Here is a 19,141-nt window from a genome sequence, read left to right on the forward strand (position 1 = left end):
CGACATGGCCACAGACGCGCGAGGGCTCGGGGGAGCGTGGCGCAGGTTCCAGCGGCACGTCGAGCCGGGCGCGCCGGCCGCCGACCTGGCGCCGTTCGTCGAGAGGTACTGGGCGGTGACCTGGGACTACCGCGAGCCGTACCAGCAGCTGATCGTGCCCTATCCGAACGTGCACCTGACCTTTCGCGACGGCGGAGCCTGGATCCAGGGCGTGTGCAGAGGGCACCAGGTCAGGGTCCTGGAGGGGCGCGGCGGGGTCTTCGGCGTGGCCTTCAGGCCCGGCGGCTTCCGCCCCTTCCTGGGCACGTCCGTCTCGACGATCACCGATCGCGTGATCCCGGCCGCCGAGATCCTCCCCGGCGCGCTGCCGGACCCCGTGACGGCCGCAACCGTGGAGGAGTGGCTGCGCGAGTGGCTGCCCGAACCCGATCCCAGGGCTGAGCGGGCGGCGGGCGTCGTGGCGCTGATCGCGGATACGCCCGAGATCACCAGGGTCGACGTGCTGGCGCGGCGCATCGACGCGGGCGTGCGCGAGGTGCAGCGGCTGTTCGCCGACTACGTGGGCGTCGGGCCGAAGTGGGTGATCCGCAGATATCGGCTGCACGAGGTGACCGAGCGGCTGGCCAGGGGTATGGGCCTCGACTGGGCCGACGTCGCGGCCGAACTCGGCTATGCCGACCAGGCCCACTTCACCCGCGACTTCAAGGACATGTTCGGCGAACCGCCGACCGCCTATGCCGAAAGGTACTGACCGTGTCGTTCACCGAGGAAGAACTGGCCTACCTTCGTTCGCAGCCGCTGGCCAGGCTGGCGACCCTGGCTCCCGACGGCGAGCAGCCCGACGTGATGCCCGTCGCCTTCGAGTTCGACGGCGAGCACTTCTGGGTCGGCGGCTCGGGACCGAGCGTGCTGGCCACCCGCAAGGTGCGCAACGTCCAGGCGGGACGGCACGCGGTCGCGCTCGTCGTCGACGACATGGTCTCCTTCGACCCGTTCGTCGCGCGCGGCATCAGGATCTACGGCAGGGCGGAGCCGCCCGTCGAGCGGGTGGGCATGATGGGGCCCGGCTTCTACGTGCGGATCACGCCCACCGTCTCGTGGAGCTGGAACCTGGAGGGCAAGCCGGTGGGCGAGGAGTGGTACCCCGCCCACCGGGCCGAGCACTAGCCGAAGAACTTCCTGATGTCGGCGACGATCAGGTCAGGGTGCTCCAGCGCCATGAAGGCGCCGCCGCGGTCGAACTCCGTCCAGGAGGCGACGTTGGCGTCCCGCTCGGCGAACCGGCGGATGGTGACGTCGTTGGCCGACACCGCGAACGCGGTGGGCACCTCGACACGATCCTTCGGTCCCCAGGCGCCGTGGTCGTGCGCGCTGTCGAAGTAGGACTGCGCGATCGACACCTGCGTGTGGGTGAACCAGGTCACCGTGACGTCGGTCAGGATGCGATCGGCGGAGATCGGGTTCTCCGGGCCCGCCCAGTCCCTGAGCTTCTCCGCGATCCAGGCGAGCTGGCCGACGGGCGAATCGTGCATGCCCGCCGATACGGTCTGCGGACGGGTGGACATGATGAGGTTGAAGCCGAAACCGTCCTGCATGAACTGCTGGATGGTGCCCAGCCGTCGCATGTCGCCGGCCCCGAGCCCGTCGAGGTCGTCGCCCGGGATCGCGACGTAGGCGTTGACGTGCAGGCCCTCGAGCCGCTCCGGCACCGTTCGGCCCAGCTCCATGCAGAGATTGGCGCCGCCGCCCCCGCCGTGCGCGCCGTACCTGGTGTAGCCGAGCCTGTCCATCAGCTCCGCGAACAGCGCCGCGGTGCGCGGCACCGTCCAGCCGGTGCCGGCCAGCGGGCTGGAGAAGCCGAACCCCGGCATGGTCGGCGCGACGATGTGGAAGTCGCGTGACAGCGGGGTGAGCACGTCGAGCAGCCCGATGATTCCTCCGGGGTTGTCGTGCATCAGGAGAAGCGGCAGGGCGTGCTCCCGTTGAGCCCTGATGTGCCTGAAGTGCACGGTCTGACCCTGGATCTCGGTGGTGAACTGCGGCCACTGGTTCAGCTCGGCTTCCGCCTTGCGCCAGTCGTAGCCGTTCACCCAGTGGTCGGTCAGCTCCTGGAGATAGCCGACCGGTGTGCCTCGCTCCCATCCCGCGCCCGGGAGTTCGGGCATCCAGCGCGTACGACGAAGCCGCTCATGCAGATCGTCGAGCGCTTGTTGCGGGATGTCGATGTGGAAGGGTGTCATGGTCGGACACTACGCCCGCTCCTCGTTGATCGGCAGTGTCCTGAAGCGGACCATGGGCCCCAGCAGTCCCTCCACTCTCTCGAACGGCCGCATGCCCAGACGTTCGACGACCCTGATGGAGGCGAGGTTGCCCTCGTCGACCTCGGCGAGCACCTCGGGCAGGCCGAGCGTGGTCAGCGCGTGCTCCACCACCGCCCGCGCTGCCTCGGTGGCGTAGCCCCTGCCCCAGGCACCGGGCTCCAGGCTGTAGACGACCTCCAGGCCCAGGTCCTCCAGGGGACGCAGAGCCACGGTGCCGGCCACGGCCTCGCCGTCGTGGACCAGCCAGAGGTGCGGGGTCTCCTCGATCACCTGGGTGACCGCCTCGGGGCTCAGGACCTCGCCGTCGAAGAGGAACGCCCGCACCTGAGGGCTCGTCCAGTGCGCGAGCAGCGTCGCGTGGTCGTCCGGGGTGACCGGGCGCAGGGTCAGCCGTTTGGTCCGCAGGAGCATGTGGACCAGAGTATGGGCATGATTCGCGCCCTCTATCTCCGGATATTGCGTGACAAGGTCGGGCGTGGCCCGCTGCCCGCGCACGTCGGTCTCATCATGGACGGCAACCGCCGTTGGGCGCGGCAGATGGGCTTCGACAACCCCAGCCTGGGCCACGAGCACGGGGTCGCCCACATCGAGACCGTGCTCGGCTGGTGCGCCAGGCTCGGGATCCGGCAGGTCACCATCTACGTCGCCTCGGCCGACAATGTGCGCAAGCGCGAGTCGTTCCAGGTGAGGTACTACATGGAGCTCATCGAGCGGATCATCGCCGGCACGCTCGTGGAGTCGTCGCCCCTGTGGCGGATCCACGTCGCCGGTCGGCTCGACGCCCTGCCCGACTCCACGGCGCACGCCCTGAAACTCGCCCAGGACGCCACCGCCGGCCGGGACCACGATCTCACCGTCGCCATCGGCTACGACGGGCGCCAGGAGGTCGTCGACGCCGTGCGTTCCCTGCTGCTGGCACGCACGGGCGACTCCCTGGAGGAGGTGGCCGGGACGCTGAGCGCCGAGTCGCTCGACCCCTACCTGTACACGGCCGGGCGCGACGACCCCGACCTCGTCATCAGGACCAGCGGCGAGCAGCGCATGTCGGGCTTCCTGCTGTGGCAGGCGGCCCACTCGGACCTGCACTTCTGCGACGTCTACTGGCCGGGCTTCCGCGAGATCGACTTCCTCCGGGCCCTGCGCGCCCACGCCCAGCGCCGGGCGGCGTGACCACCCGGCGCCCGACCGGGGGTCAGCGCTTGGGGGAGGCCAGCTTCCAGGCCAGCGGGAGCAGCCCGGCGGCGAGCGCGATCTTGAGGCCGTCGCTCACCAGGAACTTGCCCGCGCCCTCCCACAGGGCGGTGCCGAGGCCGAGGTCGAGGGTGGCCATGAGGACCGGAATGCCGAACGCGTAGATGACGACGTTGCCGGCGATCATCGTGCCCACGGTCCGCAGCGCCGTACGGTCACCGCCGCGCTCGGCCAGCTTGCCGACGATCGCGGCGGCCACGATGAAGCCGAGGATGTAGCCGAACGACGGCAGCAGCCCGCCCGTCGTCGCGCTGATCACGCCGGAGGTCCCTTCGGCGAACCACGGAACGCCCGCGGCGCCCGCCAGCGCGTAGAGCGCCATGCTGAGGGCCGCGCGGTTCATCCCGAGCGTCGCACCGACCAGCAGCACGGCGAAGGTCTGACCGGTCCAGGGCACCGGCCAGCCGAAGGAGACCTGGGCGGCCAGGCCGGTCAGCGCGGCGCCTCCGACGACCAGGGCGGCGTCGCGGACCCGGGCGCCGGGAATCAGGTCGGACAGGACGGCGGGGCGGTGTGCCGCGGGGACGGAAGCCATCGAAACTCCTCTTTTGTATGCGGTTGACCTTATTGTTGCCGCCTCTCGCATCCGAACTCCTAGGTGGGGTGCTCCAAGAACCAGGACAGGGGTTTGTACGGGTGCGATAGAAGGGCGCTAGCGTGAGCCGCATGCGCTCTCGACGTTCGGTGCTCGCGGTCCCCGGCAGCAACCCCCGTTTCCTGGAGAAGGCCCAGAGCCTCGACGTCGACGAGGTCTTCCTGGACCTCGAGGACTCCGTCGCCCCGCTGGCCAAGGCGCAGGCGCGAGGCAACGTGGTCAAGGCCCTGCTCGAAGGCGACTGGACCGGCAAGACGCGGGTCGTGCGGGTCAACGCCCTGGAGACCCAGTGGACCTACCGCGACGTGATCGAGGTCGTCGAGGGCGCCGGCGAGCGGCTCGACTGCGTGATGCTGCCCAAGGTGCAGGACGCCACCGAGGTCGTCTGGCTCGACACACTGCTCACCCAGATCGAGAAGACAATGGGCTTCGAGGTCGGCCGCATCGGCATCGAGGCGCAGATCGAGAACGCCCGCGGGCTGGTCAACGTCGACGCCATCGCCGGGAGCTCCAAGCGGCTCGAGACCCTCGTGTTCGGACCCGCCGACTTCATGGCCTCCATCAACATGCGCACGCTCGTCGTGGGCGAGCAGCCGCCCGGCTACCCGGAGGGCGACGCCTACCACTACATCCTCATGCGGCTGCTGATGGCCGCCAGGATGCACGACCTGCAGGTCATCGACGGACCCTACCTGCAGATCAAGGACGTCGAGGGCTTCACCAAGGTCGCCAGGCGGGCCGCGGCGCTGGGCTACGACGGCAAGTGGGTGCTGCACCCCTCACAGGTGCAGGCGTGCAACGAGGTCTTCTCACCCTCGCAGGAAGACTACGACCACGCCGAGCTGATCCTTGAGGCGTACGAGCACTACACCACCGTGGAGCAGCGCGGCGCGGTCATGCTGGGCGACGAGATGATCGACGAGGCCTCCCGGAAGATGGCCCTGGTCGTGGCGGCCAAGGGGCGGGCGGCCGGGCTCAGCCGTACCACGTCGTTCAGAAGCTGACGCCGATCGTGGTGAAGAACCAGAACGACGAGGTCAGCCAGAGCCCGACCAGCGCGGTGAACGCCAGCGAACCGAGCACCGGCAGGCCCCAGCCGGGCAGGCCCTTGCGCGGCAGGGCCAGCATCTTCGCCGTGAAGATCCCGTAGAAGAAGCAGCCGAGCAGCGAGTGGATGAGCACCCTGGGCACGTCGTACTGGAAGCCCAGGGCGTACAGGCAGTGGAAGGCGACCGGGACGGTCAGGACGAACGCCAGCCGCCCCGACCACCGGTGCACCCCGGCCGGGATGCGGATGCCGAGCTTGCCCCACATCGAGAGGGCCGAGACGATCTGGACGAACGCCAGCACGAAGGCGCCCGTGGTGAGCCACGACTTCATCGGCAGGGGGCCGGAGAACCCGGCGGGGCCGACGGCGAAGCCCGTGGGCGTGTGCATCCTGCCGTACACCCCGAGCACCACCATGACGAGCCCGCCCACCAGGAGCGGGACCAGCAGGGTCGCGGCGCCGCGCCGCTGCTGCCGTGGCTGGGCTACCGCGGTCATTGCATCTCCTCGATGAATCCGTCGACGTCCTTGGGCTCGAGCTGCTCGCCGTCGATGGTCACGGGCTGACCGGGCGTGAGCTGCGGGGTCTCGACCTGCTGATCGCCCACGAAGGCGGTGCCGACCTGGACGAACCCGTCGCCGTTCGGGTTGCGCAGGTAGATCCAGCCGGCCTTGATGCGCGCGCCGCGCACGATGGCGCTGGCCCGGTACAGGCCCGAGGGCTTCTTGGCGGTGGGGGCGGTGAAGTCCCACTTCTTGCCGCCGAGCGCGACCTCGCCGACGGCCTTGCCGCCGCCGAGCGTGGCCGACAGCGTGGCGCCGCCAAAGCCCTCCAAGGAGACCTGGCCCTCGGCGACCTTGCCGACGAACCAGGCCTCGGTCTTGCCGTCGCAGAAGTAGCCGATGGCCTTCGCGTCGCGGACGGAGACGGCGACCAGGGCGCGGGTGCCCTCCACGCGCCCTGCGTAGTCGGCACGGACGGCCCTGGCCGGCTTCGAGGCCTCGGGCTTGCCGGACGGGGTGGCCACGGAGGTGGCCTCGGCGGTGGCGCCGGGTTCGGCGACGTTCGCCGCGGTGGCGGGTGACTCCGCCGACTGAGCGGTGACGCTGGCCACGCCCAGCCCGGCGGCGAGGACAGCACCTGCCGCGAGGGTGAGGAACGGCCCCAGCTTGGACATGACGTACTCCCAGGGTTGGACTGCTTGCCCTCGAGAATCCACGCGTTCGCGCGGCCTGTCTGTGAAGAAATGCGCGCCCGGTGGCCACAATGGAGTAATGCACGACAACCCGCCGCCCCCGTACGGCCCGCCGCAGCCGTACACGCCGCAGGCGCCCCAGCCTTGGTTCCTGCCGTCGCCGCCGGGCGCGCGTTACGACCAGCTGGCCAGGAACGCCGCCAACGCCTGGTGGCGCCCGCTGGTGGGCACCATCGTGCTGGGCGTCGCCTTCTTCGGGGTGGGCCTGGCCGTCCTGCTGATCGGCATGTTCGTGGCCGTGGTGCTGGGGATCGAGGTCCTCCAGAACGACCCCCGGCTGTTCGGCGACCCGGTGTACGCCCTGGTCTTCCTGCTGCTGTCGATCGCGGCCGTGCTGCCCGTCGTGTACGGCACGACGGCGCTGATCCAGCGCAGGCGCCCCGGCACGCTGTCGTCGGTGGCGGGGCGGCTGCGCTGGACGTGGCTCTGGCAGTGCGTGCTGGTCGCGGTGGTGGCGCTGGTGCTGGGCCAGGCGGCCCTGGCGGCGGCCTACGCCATCGCGGGCGAGGACGTCTCGCAGTTGTTCGGCTGGGCGGGCTGGGAGCGGTTCCTGCCCGCGGTGGTCGTGATCCTGCTGCTGGTGCCCTTCCAGGCGGCCACGGAGGAGTACCTGTTCCGCGGGTGGCTGCTGCAGGCCTTCGGCGCCTACTTCCGCAATCCCGTGTTCGGCATCGTGCTGGGCTCGCTGGCCTTCATGTCGCTGCACGGCTACACGGGTGCGGGCATGGTCGACGTGTTCAGCTTCGGCGTGGTGATGGGGCTGCTGGCCGTACGCACCGGCGGGCTGGAGGCGGCCATCGCGATGCACGTGGTCAACAACGTCTTCGCCTTCGGGCTGTCGGCGGCGGCGGGTGAGCTGGAGAAGGCGATGCAGCAGGGGGCGGTGCCGTGGCCGTCGCTGGCGGGGACCGTGGTGCAGCTCGGGGTGTTCGCGGCGGGGGTGCTGTTCTTGGCTCGTAAACGGGCAATCAGTCAGTTTTCGCCGCAAATCACTAGAGAGTTTGGCGAATCTCGCTAGAGAGGTCTCGCGCTTACGGCTGGGGCATGCTGGTCTGGATGTTGCGACACATCGGGGATTCCGGGTGATCATCTCCGCGGGACGGGGTAGAAGTAGTCCCGTGGCATTACCGGAATTTCCGGCGATAGCCGCATAGCAGTGGAACGGTCCGGAAACCGACGAGGAGGTGCGGCGCGTGGCCTCCGGCCCCAGCGATCCGCCACAGCGACGCCCGGACGAACCGCGCCCGGGCGACGACCCTCAGGGCGAGACGCCATCCCCCACCCCCGAGGCCGGTCGAGACCCCGGTGAGGCCGGTCGAGACCCCGGCGCGGCAGGGCGGGACTCCGGCCAGGCCGGGTGGGATCCCGGCGAGGCCGCCTCCCGCGCGCCCCGCCGCCGCGGCGAGCCGTACGTCATGCCCGCCGACCGCGGACGACGCGTCTGGCCGCCCCCAGAGCACGGTCACGGCCAGACGCCCCCAGGACGTGCCCAGGGCGAGACGGCCGGCGACCGCGACCAAGGCGGGTCATCCGCGGGTCCCGGCCAAGGTGGGCCGTCCGCGGGCCGCGGGCAAGGCGACCGGTCCAGCGGTCCCGGGCAAGGCGGCCGGTCCGGCGGGCGCGGGCAAGGCGACCGGTCCGGCGGGCGCGGCCAGGGTGACCGGTCCGGTGGGCGCGGTCATGGGGAGCCGGTCGCGGGGCGTGGCGTGGGTGAGCAGGCCTCGCCACGTGAGCCGCGCATCGAGCACACGCCGCCGGGGCCGACCGACGACCGTGCCCGCGGGCTGCCGCTGGGCTCCTCGCCGTGGGGCCAGCCGCCCTTCTCCTCGCCCACGCCGGAGGACGAGCCGCCCGACGTGCGCAGAGGACGCCACCCGTACGGCTCGCCGACCGCCGACCCCGAGGCCGAGCCGCGCCGCCGGGCTCGCAGGCTGGTCTCGCGTCCCGACAAGCTGGTGGCCAGGGGCGAGTCACGGCCGCAGCCGACGGCCGAGGAGATCGACCGCAGCCGTACCACCCAGCCCTACCCCCGGCCCGACGGCCCCCGCTGGCCGCCGCCTCCGGCGCAGGAACCCGGCGCCGAGCCCGGCCGGACCCCGTCCGAACGCGAGGCGGACCACGATCCCGGCCCGGGCCACGACTACGAGCGCGGCCGTGACCATGAGCCCGCCCCGGGCCACGACTACGAGCGCGGCCGTGAGTACGACCCCGATCCGGGCCGCGACCACGAGCCCGCGTACGAGAGCGACGCCTACGACCGTGAGCACGACCGTGAGCACGACCGTGGGCCCGACCGTGGGCCCGACCGTGGGCCCGACCGTGGGCCCGAGCCGATCCCCGTTCAGCAGGAGATCCCCGCCCAGCCCGAGCGTGTGCCCGACGAGCAGGAGCCCGTGCGGCGTGTGGGGCGGCCGCCCGGTGGACGGCCCACGCGGCCCGACTTACTCGTCGCCACCGGCCCGCCCAGGCCCAACGGCGGCAGGCACCATCGGGGCACCGCGCCGGCGGCGGCCCGCAGGTCGAGCCCGGTGCGCAGGCGCCGCTCGATCGTGCCGATCCTCATCCTGGTGGCCATCGCCCTCACCGTCACCGGCGGCATCCTCGGATACCGCCAGCTCACCGGCCCCCCGGGCCAGGGCCTGAGCCTGGCCACCGGCCAGATCCACTCGGGCGACACCTGGTTCAAGCTCTCGTCGGCGGTCGGCGGCTCGAACCAGAAGCTGAACGCCATGACGGCAGTCGGCAAGACCGTGGTCGCCGTGGGCAGCGACACCACCAACCCCACCCCGCGCCCCCTGTTCCTCTTCTCGCCCGACCACGGCAGGAGCTGGCAGCTGGGCAAGGTCTCCGATTCGCCCACCGCCACGGTGCTGCGCGTGGTCGGCGCCGAGGGTGCCTGGCTGGCCAGCGGCGGAGACCAGGACCGGCTGGGCCTGTGGACCAGCACCGACGGTTTCACCTGGGAGAGCGTGCAGCCGGCCGGGTTCAGGCGCGGCGACATGATCCACGACATCGCCCGTACCCGAGAGGGGTTCGTCGCGGTCGGCAGGACCCTGTCCGACAACGGGTTCGGCGCGGCGGTGTGGTCCTCGCCCGACGGCCAGACCTGGGAACGGGGAGACACCCGCGGCCTGGAGGTGGGTGAGCTGAAGGCCGTCCAGGCCAGGGGTGACGCGGTGGTCGCGCTGGGCAGGCCGACAGGGGGGGACGGCATGCGCGCCATCAGCTCGCCGGACGGCGGCCTGACCTGGCGGGCGACGGAGTTCAAGCTGGGTGTCGCCGAGGCGCGTCCTGGCACGCTGGCCGTCGTGGCCAAGCAGTTCGTGCTGGTGCCGATCGAGTATCGCTCGCCGGAGGGGCGGGTGCAGGTCTACTGCTCGTCGAGCGGGGCCGAGTGGGCGCAGTGCGGCGAGATCGGCGGCCTGAGCGGTCAGCGGAACGGCGTCGACCTGCTGATCTCGCACGAGGGTGGCGTGGCGGCGGTCAGCAAGGTGGGCTTCAACGGCTACACCGTGCTGGCCAGCGACGACGCCAAGAGCTGGCGCAAGCGTGTGACGCTGGATCAGCTGACGGACGCCACGCTGCGGGCGTTCGCGATCACCGACACCGGCGTGTTGTTCGCCGGCGGCGACCAGGCGGCCTCCGACATCGACAACCGGCCCGTGCTGCTGACGGCGACGCAGAGCGGCGAGATCTCCCAGGTGGATCTGGGCGGCGTCGACGGTCTGACCAGGGCGGCACGTGAGGTGAGCAGGGTCGCGGCGGGCGAGGGCAGGTTCGTGGCAGTGGGTTCGGTCTCGGGCGACGCGGGCATCTGGACCAGCTCCGACGGTGAGGTGTGGCGGGCGGCCAGCCTGGGCGGTCCGCGCGAGCAGGCGTTGCTGGACGTCGCGCACGGGCGCAAGGGCTGGCTGGCGGTGGGCTCCAACTCCCTCGACACGATCACGAGCGAGCCTCTGGTGGTCTCGTCGCAGGATGCCCTGACGTGGAAGAAGGCGCCCGCGCCCACTCGTGGCGAGAGCTCGGTGTCGCTGCACGCCATCACCGCGGGTGAGAACGGCTACGTGGTGGCCGGGCAGGAGCAGAACGCCTCCGGCGCCGCCGCGGCGTTGTGGTTCACCAAGGACGGCCAGAATTACGCCAAGGCGCGCCCGCTTCCCCAGGCGGGCGCGGGGGTGCGCATCCACGACCTGGCGGCCGCGGGCGAGAAGTACTTCGCCGTGGGCGGGGCGGGTGAGGGCGACTCCGAGAGCGGTGTGTTCTGGTGGTCGCAGGACGGCGCCAACTGGAAGGCCAGACCGCGGGTCATGCCCGCGGGAGCCACCAGCGCTGGGCTGAGGCAGGTGGCGGTCCTCGGCGAGCGGGTCGTGGTGACGGGTACGGCGCAGCACAACGGCACCACGCGGGCCTTCGCCGTCACCTCGGAGGACGACGGCAAGACCTGGGGCGCCTACACCTGGCTGCCGGCCGAGCACCCGGCGACCGTGCACGACCTGGCCGCCGAGAAGCAGGGAGTCGTCGCCGTGGGCACGCACGACGGTGACGGCGCCGCCTGGACCTCGGAGGACGGCCAGACCTGGCACCGCAACGAGCTCGACGCCGACCAGCTGGCGGGGGAGGGCAGGCAGTGGCTGGCCGCGGTGAGCCTGGCCGGCACCCAGGTCGTCGGGCTGGGCCGCTCGACGACCTACAACGCCGACCATCTCATCCTGTGGAACTCGACCCTGTCCGCGGAGCGCTGACGACGTCCCAGCCGATGAGCGTCTCCAGCAGCCCTTCAGACAGCGGCAGCCGTACGAGCTCGTCCAGCGGGCACCAGCGCGCGTCGGCGGCGTCGTCGCCGGCGCGCAGCACGCCGCCGGTCACGGTGGCGCGGTAGTCGCGGATCTCGTACACGACGCCGCCGGGTCCTGGACGGTCCACGGCGCCCACGAGCGGCCCTGCCTCGACCTCCAGGCCGGTCTCCTCCCGCAGCTCGCGGCTCAGGGCCTCGGCGTCGCTCTCGCCCGGCTCGACCCGGCCGCCTGGCAGCGACCACAGGCCCTGGCCCGGGGGCCGGCCCCGCCTGACCAGCAGCAGAAGATCGTCGCGGATCACGATGGCTCCGACACAATTTACGCGCACATTGCGGTTATATAACGGCGCGGCCTTGACGGATCGGTGCCGGACGACGCACCGTGAGTAGCTGTGAGAGCGGCACCAACCTGTCCGCGGTGTTTTGGCCCGCTTCATCCGCCGAGCGCTTGGCACAGCGCCTGGCGGTGCGGCGCGCATGCCGACGTGCTGCCGTTTCAGCCGCCGAAGCTGCCGTCCACCGCGGCCATCGAGCTGATCAGGCTGAGTTCCGTCGTCCCGGTCTGGCTGCCGTGGCCGTTGCCGCCAGGATGGCTGGTGACCGGATTCGGCGAGGTCGGCGACGAGCGCTCGGGCGGCAGAGCCAGCGTGGTGGCCCTCAGCGGGCCGTCCGTCACGCACGGGCCCGCCGACCTGCTCATCATCGCCGAGGAGCCGGGCATCGGCCTGGGCGCGGCGTTCGCCGGCCTCGACGGTCCCGATCCCGGCCAGGGCTTCGACGACGGGCCGCCCAACGCCAAGATCGACGTACTCGGCCATCCCACCGCGTTGTGGTGCGTCACGACGGCGCCGGACGACCGCGCGGTGTACGCGGGAGAGGCGCTGGGCAACTGGTTGTGGACGATCGGCTGGCCCGCCGAGGCGGGGTGCCTGATCGCCCTGGCCCAGCTCAGCCTCCTGGACCTGCGCGAGACCGCGCCGCTCGACGTGCCCTTCGGAGCGTTCTCCCCGAAGCTCGAAGGCTAAGATCGGACGCACTCCCCCTGAAGACGCAGGGGGACCATGTTCGACCTTCAGTTCTTCGTCGGGGCCTTCGTGACGATGTTCGTCATCATGGACCCTCCCGGCGTCATCCCGCTCTTCCTGGCCTACACCAACGGCCGGACCCTGGCCGAGCGCAAGCGCATCGCCTGGCAGGCGGCCGTCACGGCGTTCTGCCTCATCGTGGTCTTCGCCGTCTTCGGCCAGGCGATCCTCGGCTACCTGCACGTCGAAGTGGCGGCCATGCAGATCTCCGGCGGCCTGCTGCTGCTCCTGGTGGCCCTGGAGCTGCTGCGCGGCCAGACCGCGCCCAAGACCGACGAGGGCATGTCGAGCGTCAACGTCGCCCTGGTGCCGCTCGGCACGCCCCTGCTGGCCGGTCCAGGCGCCATCGTGGCCACGATCGTCTTCGCCCAGCAGGCCGAGGGGCACACGGGCAACATCTTCGCGCTGGGGCTGGCCATCGCCGCCGTGCACCTGGTGTTGTGGGTGTTCATGCGGTTCTCGGTCTCGATCATCAGAGTGATCAAGGAGAACGGCGTCGAACTGATCACCAGGATCGCCGGACTGCTGCTGGCCGCGCTTGCCGTACAACTGATCATCAACGCCGTTCGGGCTCTTGTCAGCTAAACCCAGTACCATGCGGAAGCGTGACAGCGCGTATCGAGCGAGTGGTGACCGAGGGCGTCGTGGACGTCGACGGCGTCGACTTCAAGGTCGAGAACAACACGTGGATCGTGGGTGACGACGACGAGGTCATCGTCATCGACCCGGCCCGCGACGCCGACAAGATCATGGAGCAGGTCGGTGAGCGCGAGGTGCTCGCCGTCATCTGCACCCACGGACTGGCCGACCACGTCGGCGCGGCCATCGAGGTGGCCAGCCGCGACGAGGCCATCGTCGCCCTCCACCCCAAGGACAAGCCCATCTGGCGGGAGACCTGGTCGGAGACCTGGCCCGACATCGACCTCGAGGACGACGGCCGGTTCGAGGTCGCCGGCTCCACCCTCGACGTGATGGAGACCCCCGGCATCACGCCCGGCGGCATCTCCCTCTACAGCGAGGACCTGGAGGTCGTCTTCACCGGCAAGTCGCTGCAGGCCGACGGCCCCGGCAAGCTCGGCGGCGAATACCCCGCCCTGGCCGACCAGCTGACCTCGATCGGCGGCCGGCTCTTCACCCTGCCGATGGGCACCCGGGTGCTGCCCGCGCAGGGCGAGGAGACCACCGTCGGCGACCTGGAGCCACACTTCGACGACTGGGTCTCCGGCTCGCTGACGCGGACCGAGCAGCCCGAGGGGCCGCTCCTCGACGGCACCAAGGCCTCCGGGATCTCGCTCGACCCGAGCGACGACTGAGTCGTGTACGACCAGCTCCCGCTGGAGGGCATGCCGCGGCGGCTCTACTCCTGCACGCCGTCGCGGCTCAACACCTGGCTCGACTGCCGCAGGCGCTACCGGTTCACCTATCTCGACCGGCCCGCGCCCCAGAAGGGCCCGGCGTGGGCGCACAACAGCGTCGGGGCCAGCGTGCACAACGCGCTGGCCGGCTGGTGGCGGGAGCCGTACGAAAAACGCACCCCCGTCATGGCGAGCATCCTGCTCACCAACGGGTGGATCTCCGAGGGCTTCCGCGACGCCGAGCAGTCGACGGTCTTCCGCGACCGCGCCCGTGAGATGGTCGCCGGATACGTCAGCACGCTCGACCCCTCCGACGAGCCGGTGGGCGTGGAGCGCACGGTCGGCACCCGCACCAAGGTGATCGCCGTGTCCGGCCGCATCGACCGGCTCGACCGGCGGGGCGACGAGCTGGTCGTGGTCGACTACAAGACCGGGCGTCGGCCGCTGACGCAAGACGACGCCCGCTCGTCGCTGGCGCTGGCGATCTACGCGATCGCCGCCTCGCGCATGCTGCGCACCCCCTGCCGCAAGGTGGAGCTGCATCACCTGCCCACCGGCGAGATCGTCGAGTGGGAGCACTCCGACGAATCCCTCGGCCGCCACCTGCGCCGCGCCGAGGAGATGGCCGAGGAGGCGGGAGCGGCCGACGAGAGCTATCGCGACGGCGACACCGAGAGCATGTTCGCTCCCAGTCCTGGGCCGATCTGCTCGTGGTGCGACTTTCGCCGTCACTGCCCCGAGGGGCGGGCGGCGGCGCCCGAGCGGCTCCCGTGGGACGGCCTGACCCCCTCCGAGTGACGGGTTCGGCGCCGAACTCCCGATACTCATTTCAGGCCGTCGGCCTCAGGCGGCGTGTTGTGCCCATCGGCGGGGGTCGGTCAGCCCTCTGAGCCCCTTGCCCATGTCGTAGCCCGCCGCTCCGAGCCGGTCGCGCGCGTCCTGGAGCATCTGCCGCGTGGCGGGCATGAAAGCCCGGTCGTGCACCGGCTCAGGCACCGAGTTCATCGCCAGCCGCCACGCCCGCAGCCCCGCCGTCACCCCGGCCTGCGGCACCTGGGGCAGCAGGCCGTACATGCGCCTGGCCCACTCGGGCAGCGAGAGGTAGCACAGCGCCCCGAACGGGAAGTAGAGCGGTTTGCCCGGATTGAGCACCCTGAGCTCCTTGGGCAGCGTCGGCCACAGCAGGAACCGCACCGTCTCCACGGCCTCGGGGACGGGCCGCAGCTTCGGGCGTATCTCCTTGAAGTAGGCGTCCATCTCCGCCAGCGAGCCGGGTACGTCCTCCTCGTGCAACCCGACGTAGGTGGCCGACCGGCGCTGCTCGCGCAGGTAACGGTCGGCCTGGCGCTCGCTGAGGCCCAGCCCGCCGCGCCTGGCGACCTCCAGGTACGACGAGACCTCGGCGCAGTGCACCCACAGGAGCAACTCGGGGTCGTCGACCCGATGGTGCCGCCCTTCGTGGAGGATCCGCAGCTGCCGGTGGATGCCGCGCACCCGCCGGCCGATCTCGTCGGCCTGCTCCGGGCTGCCGAAGGTGACCCGGCCCACGAAATCGGCCGTACGGCGCAGCCGGCCGAACGGGTCGTCCTGGAAGTTGGAGTTCTGCCAGACGCCCAGCATCGCCATCGGATGCAGCGCCTGGAGCATGAGGCCGCGCACGCCGCCCACCCACATCGCCCGGTCGAGGTGGACCAGCCACGTGACCGACTGCGGGGGCTGAACCGTTTCCATGGTCAGACTTTATTGGACTTTTGATCCAATGTCTCTGCCGTGTTCCAGAAGCGCACCAGCGCCGACGCCGTCGTCTCCGGGGCCTCGACCGCGGGGGAGTGCACCGCGCCGGGCACCACCACGCAGTCGGCCTCCAGCCGCTCGGCCGTCGCGGCCTGCAGCTCCGGCGCCCAGCCGTCGTCGTGCTCGCCGAACAGCACCAGCATCGGAACGCCCGCCTCCTGGAGCTCCTCCGTGCGGTCGTCGATCTCCAGGCACTGCTCGGCCATGGCCGCCAGGGCGGTCGGGGAGTTGGCCAGCATGCGCTTGCGCAGGAAGGCCATGATGTCGTCGGAGACCCCGCTGGCCAGAGCCTCCGGCTCGAACCTCGTCTGCCACAGGTGCTCCAGACCCAGATCCGTCGCCTCTTCGAGGATCTTCCTGCCGCCCTTGGCGCGACGTCCCGTGATGCCGACCGGGCCGGTGGCCATCATCGTGTACGACGCGAACCTGTGAGTGCCGTCGATCACCGCCGCCCTGGTCACCAGGCCGCCGAAGGAGTGGCCCACCAGGTGCACGGGCTCGCCGTCGCCGATGACACCCGCGAGCACGTCGATGTCGGCGCCCAGCTCGCCGCACGCGTAGGCGCCGCGGTCGTCGGGCCCCGGGGTTTCGTACTGCCCCTTCAGGTCGATCGCCACGATGCGCCTGCCCGACTGGGCCAGGGTCTGCAGCACCGCGATGAAGTCTTCCTTGCTGCCCGTCAGCCCGGGGACCAGCAGCGCGGGCCCGCGCTCGGCGATGCCGCTGCCGGGAAGAGCCTCGAGAGCCGCGAACGTGCCTCGCGGCGTTTCGATCCGCGTGGGCGTCACGCCCGGAGGCAGGGTCAGGAATCGCGGCGTACTCACGTGGGGCAACAATACCCAGCCACCTCGGCTGCGACACCGGTCACGCGACTACGCTGGTGCGAGTCCTGGGGAGATGAAGGTGTATGGGTGAGCTTGTGATCCGGCCGGCCGACTCATGGTCCGACCTGTGCGAGGTGTTCGGGCCACAGGGGGCGTACTCCGGATGCTGGTGCATGTACTTCCGCGTGACGAACGCCGAATATCGCGACCTGCGCGGCGACGGGGCACGCGAGCGGATGCGGGAGCTGGTGGAGTCGCCGGGGGCCGCGCCAGGGCTGCTGGCGTACCTCGGCGAGGCGCCGGTGGGGTGGTGCACGATCGCGCCACGGACCGAGTTCGTACGGCTCGCGGGCTCGCGTGTGGCCAAGCCGGTCGACGAGTCCGAGCCGGTGGAGGGGGTGTGGTCGGTGCCGTGCTTCTACGTGACGCGGGCCGGGCGCGGCAGGGGAGCGGCCGCGGCGCTGCTGGAGGCGGCGGTGGAGTTCGCGCGGAGCCAGGGGGCCCGGGCGGTCGAGGGGTATCCGAGGGACTCGGAGAAGAAGCTCCCGGCGGCGGAGCTGTTCCACGGGTGGAAGGGGCTGTTTGAGGGGGCGGGCTTCGTGGAGGTGGCCCGCAGGACTCCGACGCGCCCCCTGATGCGCCTGGAGCTCTGACCGCCCGCCGTACCCCGGAGGCTGTGACCGCCCCCGGGAGTTTCGACCGCTCCCGAACCCTGGAGCGCTCGCCGCACCTCGACGCGCCCTGGAGCACGGGCCGCCCGCCGTACGACAAAGGGCGCGGCCGGATGGCCACGCCCTTCGATCGCTCAACGCCACATCAGCGGCGCCGCTGGCCTCCGCCTGCGGCGCCGTTGCCACGGGCGCGGCGGCGCTGCTGCTGCCGCTCGGTGGCCGCCGACGGGGCGATCTCGTCATCGTCGGTCGCCAGGTCAGGCGACTGGAAGATCACCTGGAACGGGCTCGCGGGCACGATCCGCTCCGGCTCCCGGCGCACCGGGGGCGGCGGCGTGCTGAGGAAACTCGGCGCCTCCGCCGCCACGGGCTGAGCGACAGGCTGAGCCGCAGGCTGGGCCACGGGCTCGGCCACGACGGGCTCGGCCACGACGGCGTCGCGCCGCGAACGCACGCGCCGGGGCGCCTCGTCCACAGCCGGGGCCACCGCCGGAGCGGCAGCCGGGACCTCGGCGGGAACCGACTCGTTCACCGCGCGCCTGGTGCGGGTGCGCTTGGGCTTGACCTCCAGCTCATCGGCTGAGATCAGCGCCGGCGTCTCCTCGACCTTGCGCTCGGGCATGGAACCGACCTCCGCCTCGACAACCTGGGTTTCCTCGACGCTGCGACCGCTACGGGTGCGGCGGCGCTCGCGTGGCGCTCGCGCGGGACGCTCGCGCTCCTTGACGCGGGTGCGTGACCGTCCGGTCTCGCCCAGGTCCTCGAGCCTCTCGGCGTCGAGTCCTGCCCGCTTGCGGGCCTCGCGGGGCAGAACGCCCTTGGTGCCCTCGGGGATCCCCAGCTCGGCGTAGACGTGCGGCGAGGAGGAGTAGGTCTCTTCCGGCTCGGCGAACTCCAGGCCGAGCATCTGGTTGATCATCTTCCAGCGGGTCAGCTGCTCCCACTCGACGAAGGTGACCGCGATGCCGGTGCGGCCCGCACGCCCGGTGCGGCCGATCCGGTGGACGTAGGTCTTCTCGTCGTTGGGGGTGTCGTAGTTGACCACGTGGGTGACGTCGTCGATGTCGATGCCGCGCGCCGCCACGTCGGTGGCGACCAGCACGTCGATCTTGCCGTTGCGGAAGGCGCGCAGGGCCTGCTCCCGCTGGCCCTGACCCAGGTCGCCGTGGACGGCCGCCGCCGCGAAACCGCGGGTCTGCAGCTGCTCGGAGACCATGTCGCAGGCGCGCTTGGTCTCGCAGAAGACCATGGTCAGCCCGCGGCCCTCGGCCTGGAGCATGCGTGCCAGGAGCTCGATCTTGTCCATGCGGTGGACCCGCCAGACGAACTGGCGGACCTGCGGGGTCAGCTCGCTCTCGTCGACGTCGCTGTTCTCGGCGCGGACGTGCGTCGGACGGTTCAGGTACTTGCGCGACAGCGCGACGATCTCGCCGGGCATGGTCGCCGAGAACAACATCGTCTGCCGCTCGTCGGGGACGAGCTTGAAGATGCGCTCGATGTCGGGCAGGAAGCCGAGGTCCATCATGCGGTCGGCCTCGTCGAGCACCAGCATCGTCACCTGGCTCAGGTCCAGGTGCTTCTGCTTGACCAGGTCGAGCAGACGCCCGGGCGTGCCGACGATGACGTCGACGCCGGCCTTGAGCGCCTCGACCTGAGGCTCGTACGCGCGCCCGCCGTACACGGTCAGCACGCGGGAGCCGAGCTTGCCCGCGGCGGTCGTCAGGTCTTCCGAGACCTGGATCGCCAGCTCGCGGGTGGGCACGACCACGAGGCCGCGCGGCTTCTTGCGGGATTTGCGTGGCTTGCCGATGCTCTGCAGCATGGCGATGCCGAACGCGTAGGTCTTGCCCGTGCCGGTGCGAGCCTGACCGATGAGGTCCTGGCCCGCCAGCGCGAGCGGGAGCGCCATTTCCTGGATGGGAAAGGCGGTGGAGATGCCCTCGGTCTCGAGGGCATCGGCGATCTCCGGAATGACTCCGAGTTCACGGAACGTAGTCAGGTTGGCCTGCCTCAGTCTCACCAGTGAAGACTGGGTCTCCGGGATCATGTGGTCCGCGCGGAGAGGCCAGTCCTCTCAATTCGTCAGCGACCGTTGTGTCTCTCGCCGAGCTACGCTTGGCGGCTCGGGCGCATCAACTCGCGCCCTC

The 19,141-nt window shown here is 71.1% G+C and carries 20 protein-coding genes; 11 read left to right on the forward strand and 9 right to left on the reverse strand.

Going from position 1 to position 19,141, the window contains the following annotated elements; translation table 11 throughout:
- The first annotated feature begins 4 nt into the window (after positions 1-4).
- Together HNR30_RS35815 and HNR30_RS35820 are read left to right on the forward strand one after the other, a co-directional pair.
- Positions 5-751: an AraC family transcriptional regulator gene (locus tag HNR30_RS35815; RefSeq protein ID WP_181614516.1), complete on the forward strand. Its 747-nt coding sequence runs from the start codon at positions 5-7 to the stop codon at positions 749-751.
- Between the two features lie 2 nt (positions 752-753).
- On the forward strand, positions 754-1,167 hold the full coding sequence (locus tag HNR30_RS35820; RefSeq protein ID WP_181614517.1) for a PPOX class F420-dependent oxidoreductase: 414 nt from the start codon (positions 754-756) through the stop codon (positions 1,165-1,167).
- Here HNR30_RS35820 and HNR30_RS35825 read toward each other — a convergent pair.
- Together HNR30_RS35825 and HNR30_RS35830 are read right to left on the reverse strand one after the other, a co-directional pair.
- On the reverse strand, positions 1,164-2,240 hold the full coding sequence (locus HNR30_RS35825) for an epoxide hydrolase family protein (RefSeq protein WP_181614518.1): 1,077 nt from the start codon (positions 2,238-2,240) through the stop codon (positions 1,164-1,166). The genes HNR30_RS35820 and HNR30_RS35825 overlap by 4 nt on opposite strands.
- A 9-nt stretch (positions 2,241-2,249) precedes the next feature.
- Positions 2,250-2,732 carry a GNAT family N-acetyltransferase gene (locus tag HNR30_RS35830; protein ID WP_181614519.1) on the reverse strand — a complete coding sequence of 161 codons (483 nt, stop codon included), beginning with the start codon at positions 2,730-2,732 and terminating at the stop codon, positions 2,250-2,252.
- 18 nt (positions 2,733-2,750) lie between these two features.
- On the opposite strand from HNR30_RS35830, the gene uppS reads away from it, so the two are divergent.
- Positions 2,751-3,491 (forward strand): polyprenyl diphosphate synthase, encoded by a 741-nt coding sequence (uppS, locus tag HNR30_RS35835; protein WP_246379910.1) that lies wholly within the window; start codon positions 2,751-2,753, stop codon positions 3,489-3,491.
- A gap of 22 nt (positions 3,492-3,513) precedes the next feature.
- Here the strand turns inward: uppS and HNR30_RS35840 are convergent, their stop codons facing one another.
- The gene (locus HNR30_RS35840; protein ID WP_181614521.1) at positions 3,514-4,107 is read right to left on the reverse strand and encodes a biotin transporter BioY; all 594 of its coding nucleotides are present in this window, start codon (positions 4,105-4,107) and stop codon (positions 3,514-3,516) included.
- 131 nt (positions 4,108-4,238) lie between these two features.
- Between HNR30_RS35840 and HNR30_RS35845 the strand changes: the two genes are divergently transcribed.
- Positions 4,239-5,171: an HpcH/HpaI aldolase/citrate lyase family protein gene (locus HNR30_RS35845; protein WP_181614522.1), complete on the forward strand. Its 933-nt coding sequence runs from the start codon at positions 4,239-4,241 to the stop codon at positions 5,169-5,171.
- Here the strand turns inward: HNR30_RS35845 and HNR30_RS35850 are convergent.
- Together HNR30_RS35850 and HNR30_RS35855 are read right to left on the reverse strand one after the other, a co-directional pair.
- Positions 5,161-5,712 carry a DUF6529 family protein gene (locus tag HNR30_RS35850; protein WP_181614523.1) on the reverse strand — a complete coding sequence of 184 codons (552 nt, stop codon included), beginning with the start codon at positions 5,710-5,712 and terminating at the stop codon, positions 5,161-5,163. The genes HNR30_RS35845 and HNR30_RS35850 overlap by 11 nt on opposite strands.
- On the reverse strand, positions 5,709-6,392 hold the full coding sequence (locus tag HNR30_RS35855; RefSeq protein WP_181614524.1) for a hypothetical protein: 684 nt from the start codon (positions 6,390-6,392) through the stop codon (positions 5,709-5,711). Before HNR30_RS35855 ends, HNR30_RS35850 begins: the two co-directional genes overlap by 4 nt.
- 97 nt (positions 6,393-6,489) lie before the next feature.
- Here HNR30_RS35855 and HNR30_RS35860 point away from each other — a divergent pair, with 97 nt between their 5' ends.
- Positions 6,490-7,488: a CPBP family intramembrane glutamic endopeptidase gene (locus tag HNR30_RS35860; protein ID WP_181614525.1), complete on the forward strand. Its 999-nt coding sequence runs from the start codon at positions 6,490-6,492 to the stop codon at positions 7,486-7,488.
- Between the two features lie 688 nt (positions 7,489-8,176).
- A complete protein-coding gene (locus HNR30_RS35865; protein WP_181614526.1) occupies positions 8,177-11,212 on the forward strand; it encodes a DUF6242 domain-containing protein in 3,036 nt (1,011 codons plus the stop codon).
- Here HNR30_RS35865 and HNR30_RS35870 read toward each other — a convergent pair.
- The gene (locus tag HNR30_RS35870) at positions 11,175-11,594 is read right to left on the reverse strand and encodes an NUDIX hydrolase (protein WP_312894873.1); all 420 of its coding nucleotides are present in this window, start codon (positions 11,592-11,594) and stop codon (positions 11,175-11,177) included. The genes HNR30_RS35865 and HNR30_RS35870 overlap by 38 nt on opposite strands.
- A gap of 63 nt (positions 11,595-11,657) precedes the next feature.
- Between HNR30_RS35870 and HNR30_RS35875 the strand changes: the two genes are divergently transcribed.
- The 4 genes from HNR30_RS35875 to HNR30_RS35890 are packed head-to-tail and all read left to right on the forward strand — an operon-like array spanning position 11,658 to position 14,503.
- Positions 11,658-12,290, forward strand: a complete 633-nt coding sequence (locus HNR30_RS35875) for a DUF6758 family protein (protein ID WP_181614528.1) — start codon at positions 11,658-11,660, stop codon at positions 12,288-12,290.
- 36 nt (positions 12,291-12,326) lie between these two features.
- Positions 12,327-12,935, forward strand: a complete 609-nt coding sequence (locus tag HNR30_RS35880; RefSeq protein ID WP_181614529.1) for a MarC family protein — start codon at positions 12,327-12,329, stop codon at positions 12,933-12,935.
- Between the two features lie 20 nt (positions 12,936-12,955).
- Entirely contained in the window at positions 12,956-13,663 is a 708-nt protein-coding gene (locus HNR30_RS35885) for an MBL fold metallo-hydrolase (protein WP_181614530.1), read from the forward strand.
- 30 nt (positions 13,664-13,693) lie between these two features.
- Complete coding sequence (locus HNR30_RS35890; RefSeq protein ID WP_181614655.1) at positions 13,694-14,503, forward strand: RecB family exonuclease; 810 nt, start codon at positions 13,694-13,696, stop codon at positions 14,501-14,503.
- A gap of 45 nt (positions 14,504-14,548) precedes the next feature.
- Here the strand turns inward: HNR30_RS35890 and HNR30_RS35895 are convergent, their stop codons facing one another.
- Together HNR30_RS35895 and HNR30_RS35900 are read right to left on the reverse strand one after the other, a co-directional pair.
- On the reverse strand, positions 14,549-15,436 hold the full coding sequence (locus HNR30_RS35895) for an oxygenase MpaB family protein (RefSeq protein ID WP_181614531.1): 888 nt from the start codon (positions 15,434-15,436) through the stop codon (positions 14,549-14,551).
- Between the two features lie 2 nt (positions 15,437-15,438).
- A complete protein-coding gene (locus HNR30_RS35900; protein WP_181614532.1) occupies positions 15,439-16,323 on the reverse strand; it encodes an alpha/beta fold hydrolase in 885 nt (294 codons plus the stop codon).
- 83 nt (positions 16,324-16,406) lie between these two features.
- Between HNR30_RS35900 and HNR30_RS35905 the strand changes: the two genes are divergently transcribed.
- Positions 16,407-16,976, forward strand: coding sequence for a GNAT family N-acetyltransferase (locus tag HNR30_RS35905; protein WP_181614533.1), 570 nt, complete (start codon positions 16,407-16,409; stop codon positions 16,974-16,976).
- A 163-nt stretch (positions 16,977-17,139) separates the two neighbouring features.
- Here HNR30_RS35905 and HNR30_RS35910 read toward each other — a convergent pair whose 3' ends face one another.
- Entirely contained in the window at positions 17,140-19,014 is a 1,875-nt protein-coding gene (locus tag HNR30_RS35910; RefSeq protein ID WP_376771774.1) for a DEAD/DEAH box helicase, read from the reverse strand.
- Between the last annotated feature and the right edge of the window lie 127 nt (positions 19,015-19,141).

This window comes from Nonomuraea soli (assembly GCF_013761175.1).
Classification (GTDB): Bacteria; Actinomycetota; Actinomycetes; order Streptosporangiales; family Streptosporangiaceae; genus Nonomuraea; species Nonomuraea soli.

What these genes read in the sequence shown, in the direction of transcription:
- HNR30_RS35815 (WP_181614516.1), top strand. Translation starts at nt 5, where the DNA reads ATGGCCACAGACGCGCGAGGGCTCGGGGGAGCGTGGCGCAGGTTCCAG.
- HNR30_RS35825 (WP_181614518.1), bottom strand. Translation starts at nt 2,240, where the DNA reads ATGACACCCTTCCACATCGACATCCCGCAACAAGCGCTCGACGATCTG.
- HNR30_RS35830 (WP_181614519.1), bottom strand. Translation starts at nt 2,732, where the DNA reads ATGCTCCTGCGGACCAAACGGCTGACCCTGCGCCCGGTCACCCCGGAC.
- uppS (WP_246379910.1), top strand. Translation starts at nt 2,751, where the DNA reads ATGATTCGCGCCCTCTATCTCCGGATATTGCGTGACAAGGTCGGGCGT.
- HNR30_RS35840 (WP_181614521.1), bottom strand. Translation starts at nt 4,107, where the DNA reads ATGGCTTCCGTCCCCGCGGCACACCGCCCCGCCGTCCTGTCCGACCTG.
- HNR30_RS35845 (WP_181614522.1), top strand. Translation starts at nt 4,239, where the DNA reads ATGCGCTCTCGACGTTCGGTGCTCGCGGTCCCCGGCAGCAACCCCCGT.
- HNR30_RS35850 (WP_181614523.1), bottom strand. Translation starts at nt 5,712, where the DNA reads ATGACCGCGGTAGCCCAGCCACGGCAGCAGCGGCGCGGCGCCGCGACC.
- HNR30_RS35855 (WP_181614524.1), bottom strand. Translation starts at nt 6,392, where the DNA reads ATGTCCAAGCTGGGGCCGTTCCTCACCCTCGCGGCAGGTGCTGTCCTC.
- HNR30_RS35860 (WP_181614525.1), top strand. Translation starts at nt 6,490, where the DNA reads ATGCACGACAACCCGCCGCCCCCGTACGGCCCGCCGCAGCCGTACACG.
- HNR30_RS35880 (WP_181614529.1), top strand. Translation starts at nt 12,327, where the DNA reads ATGTTCGACCTTCAGTTCTTCGTCGGGGCCTTCGTGACGATGTTCGTC.
- HNR30_RS35890 (WP_181614655.1), top strand. Translation starts at nt 13,694, where the DNA reads ATGCCGCGGCGGCTCTACTCCTGCACGCCGTCGCGGCTCAACACCTGG.
- HNR30_RS35895 (WP_181614531.1), bottom strand. Translation starts at nt 15,436, where the DNA reads ATGGAAACGGTTCAGCCCCCGCAGTCGGTCACGTGGCTGGTCCACCTC.
- HNR30_RS35905 (WP_181614533.1), top strand. Translation starts at nt 16,407, where the DNA reads ATGGGTGAGCTTGTGATCCGGCCGGCCGACTCATGGTCCGACCTGTGC.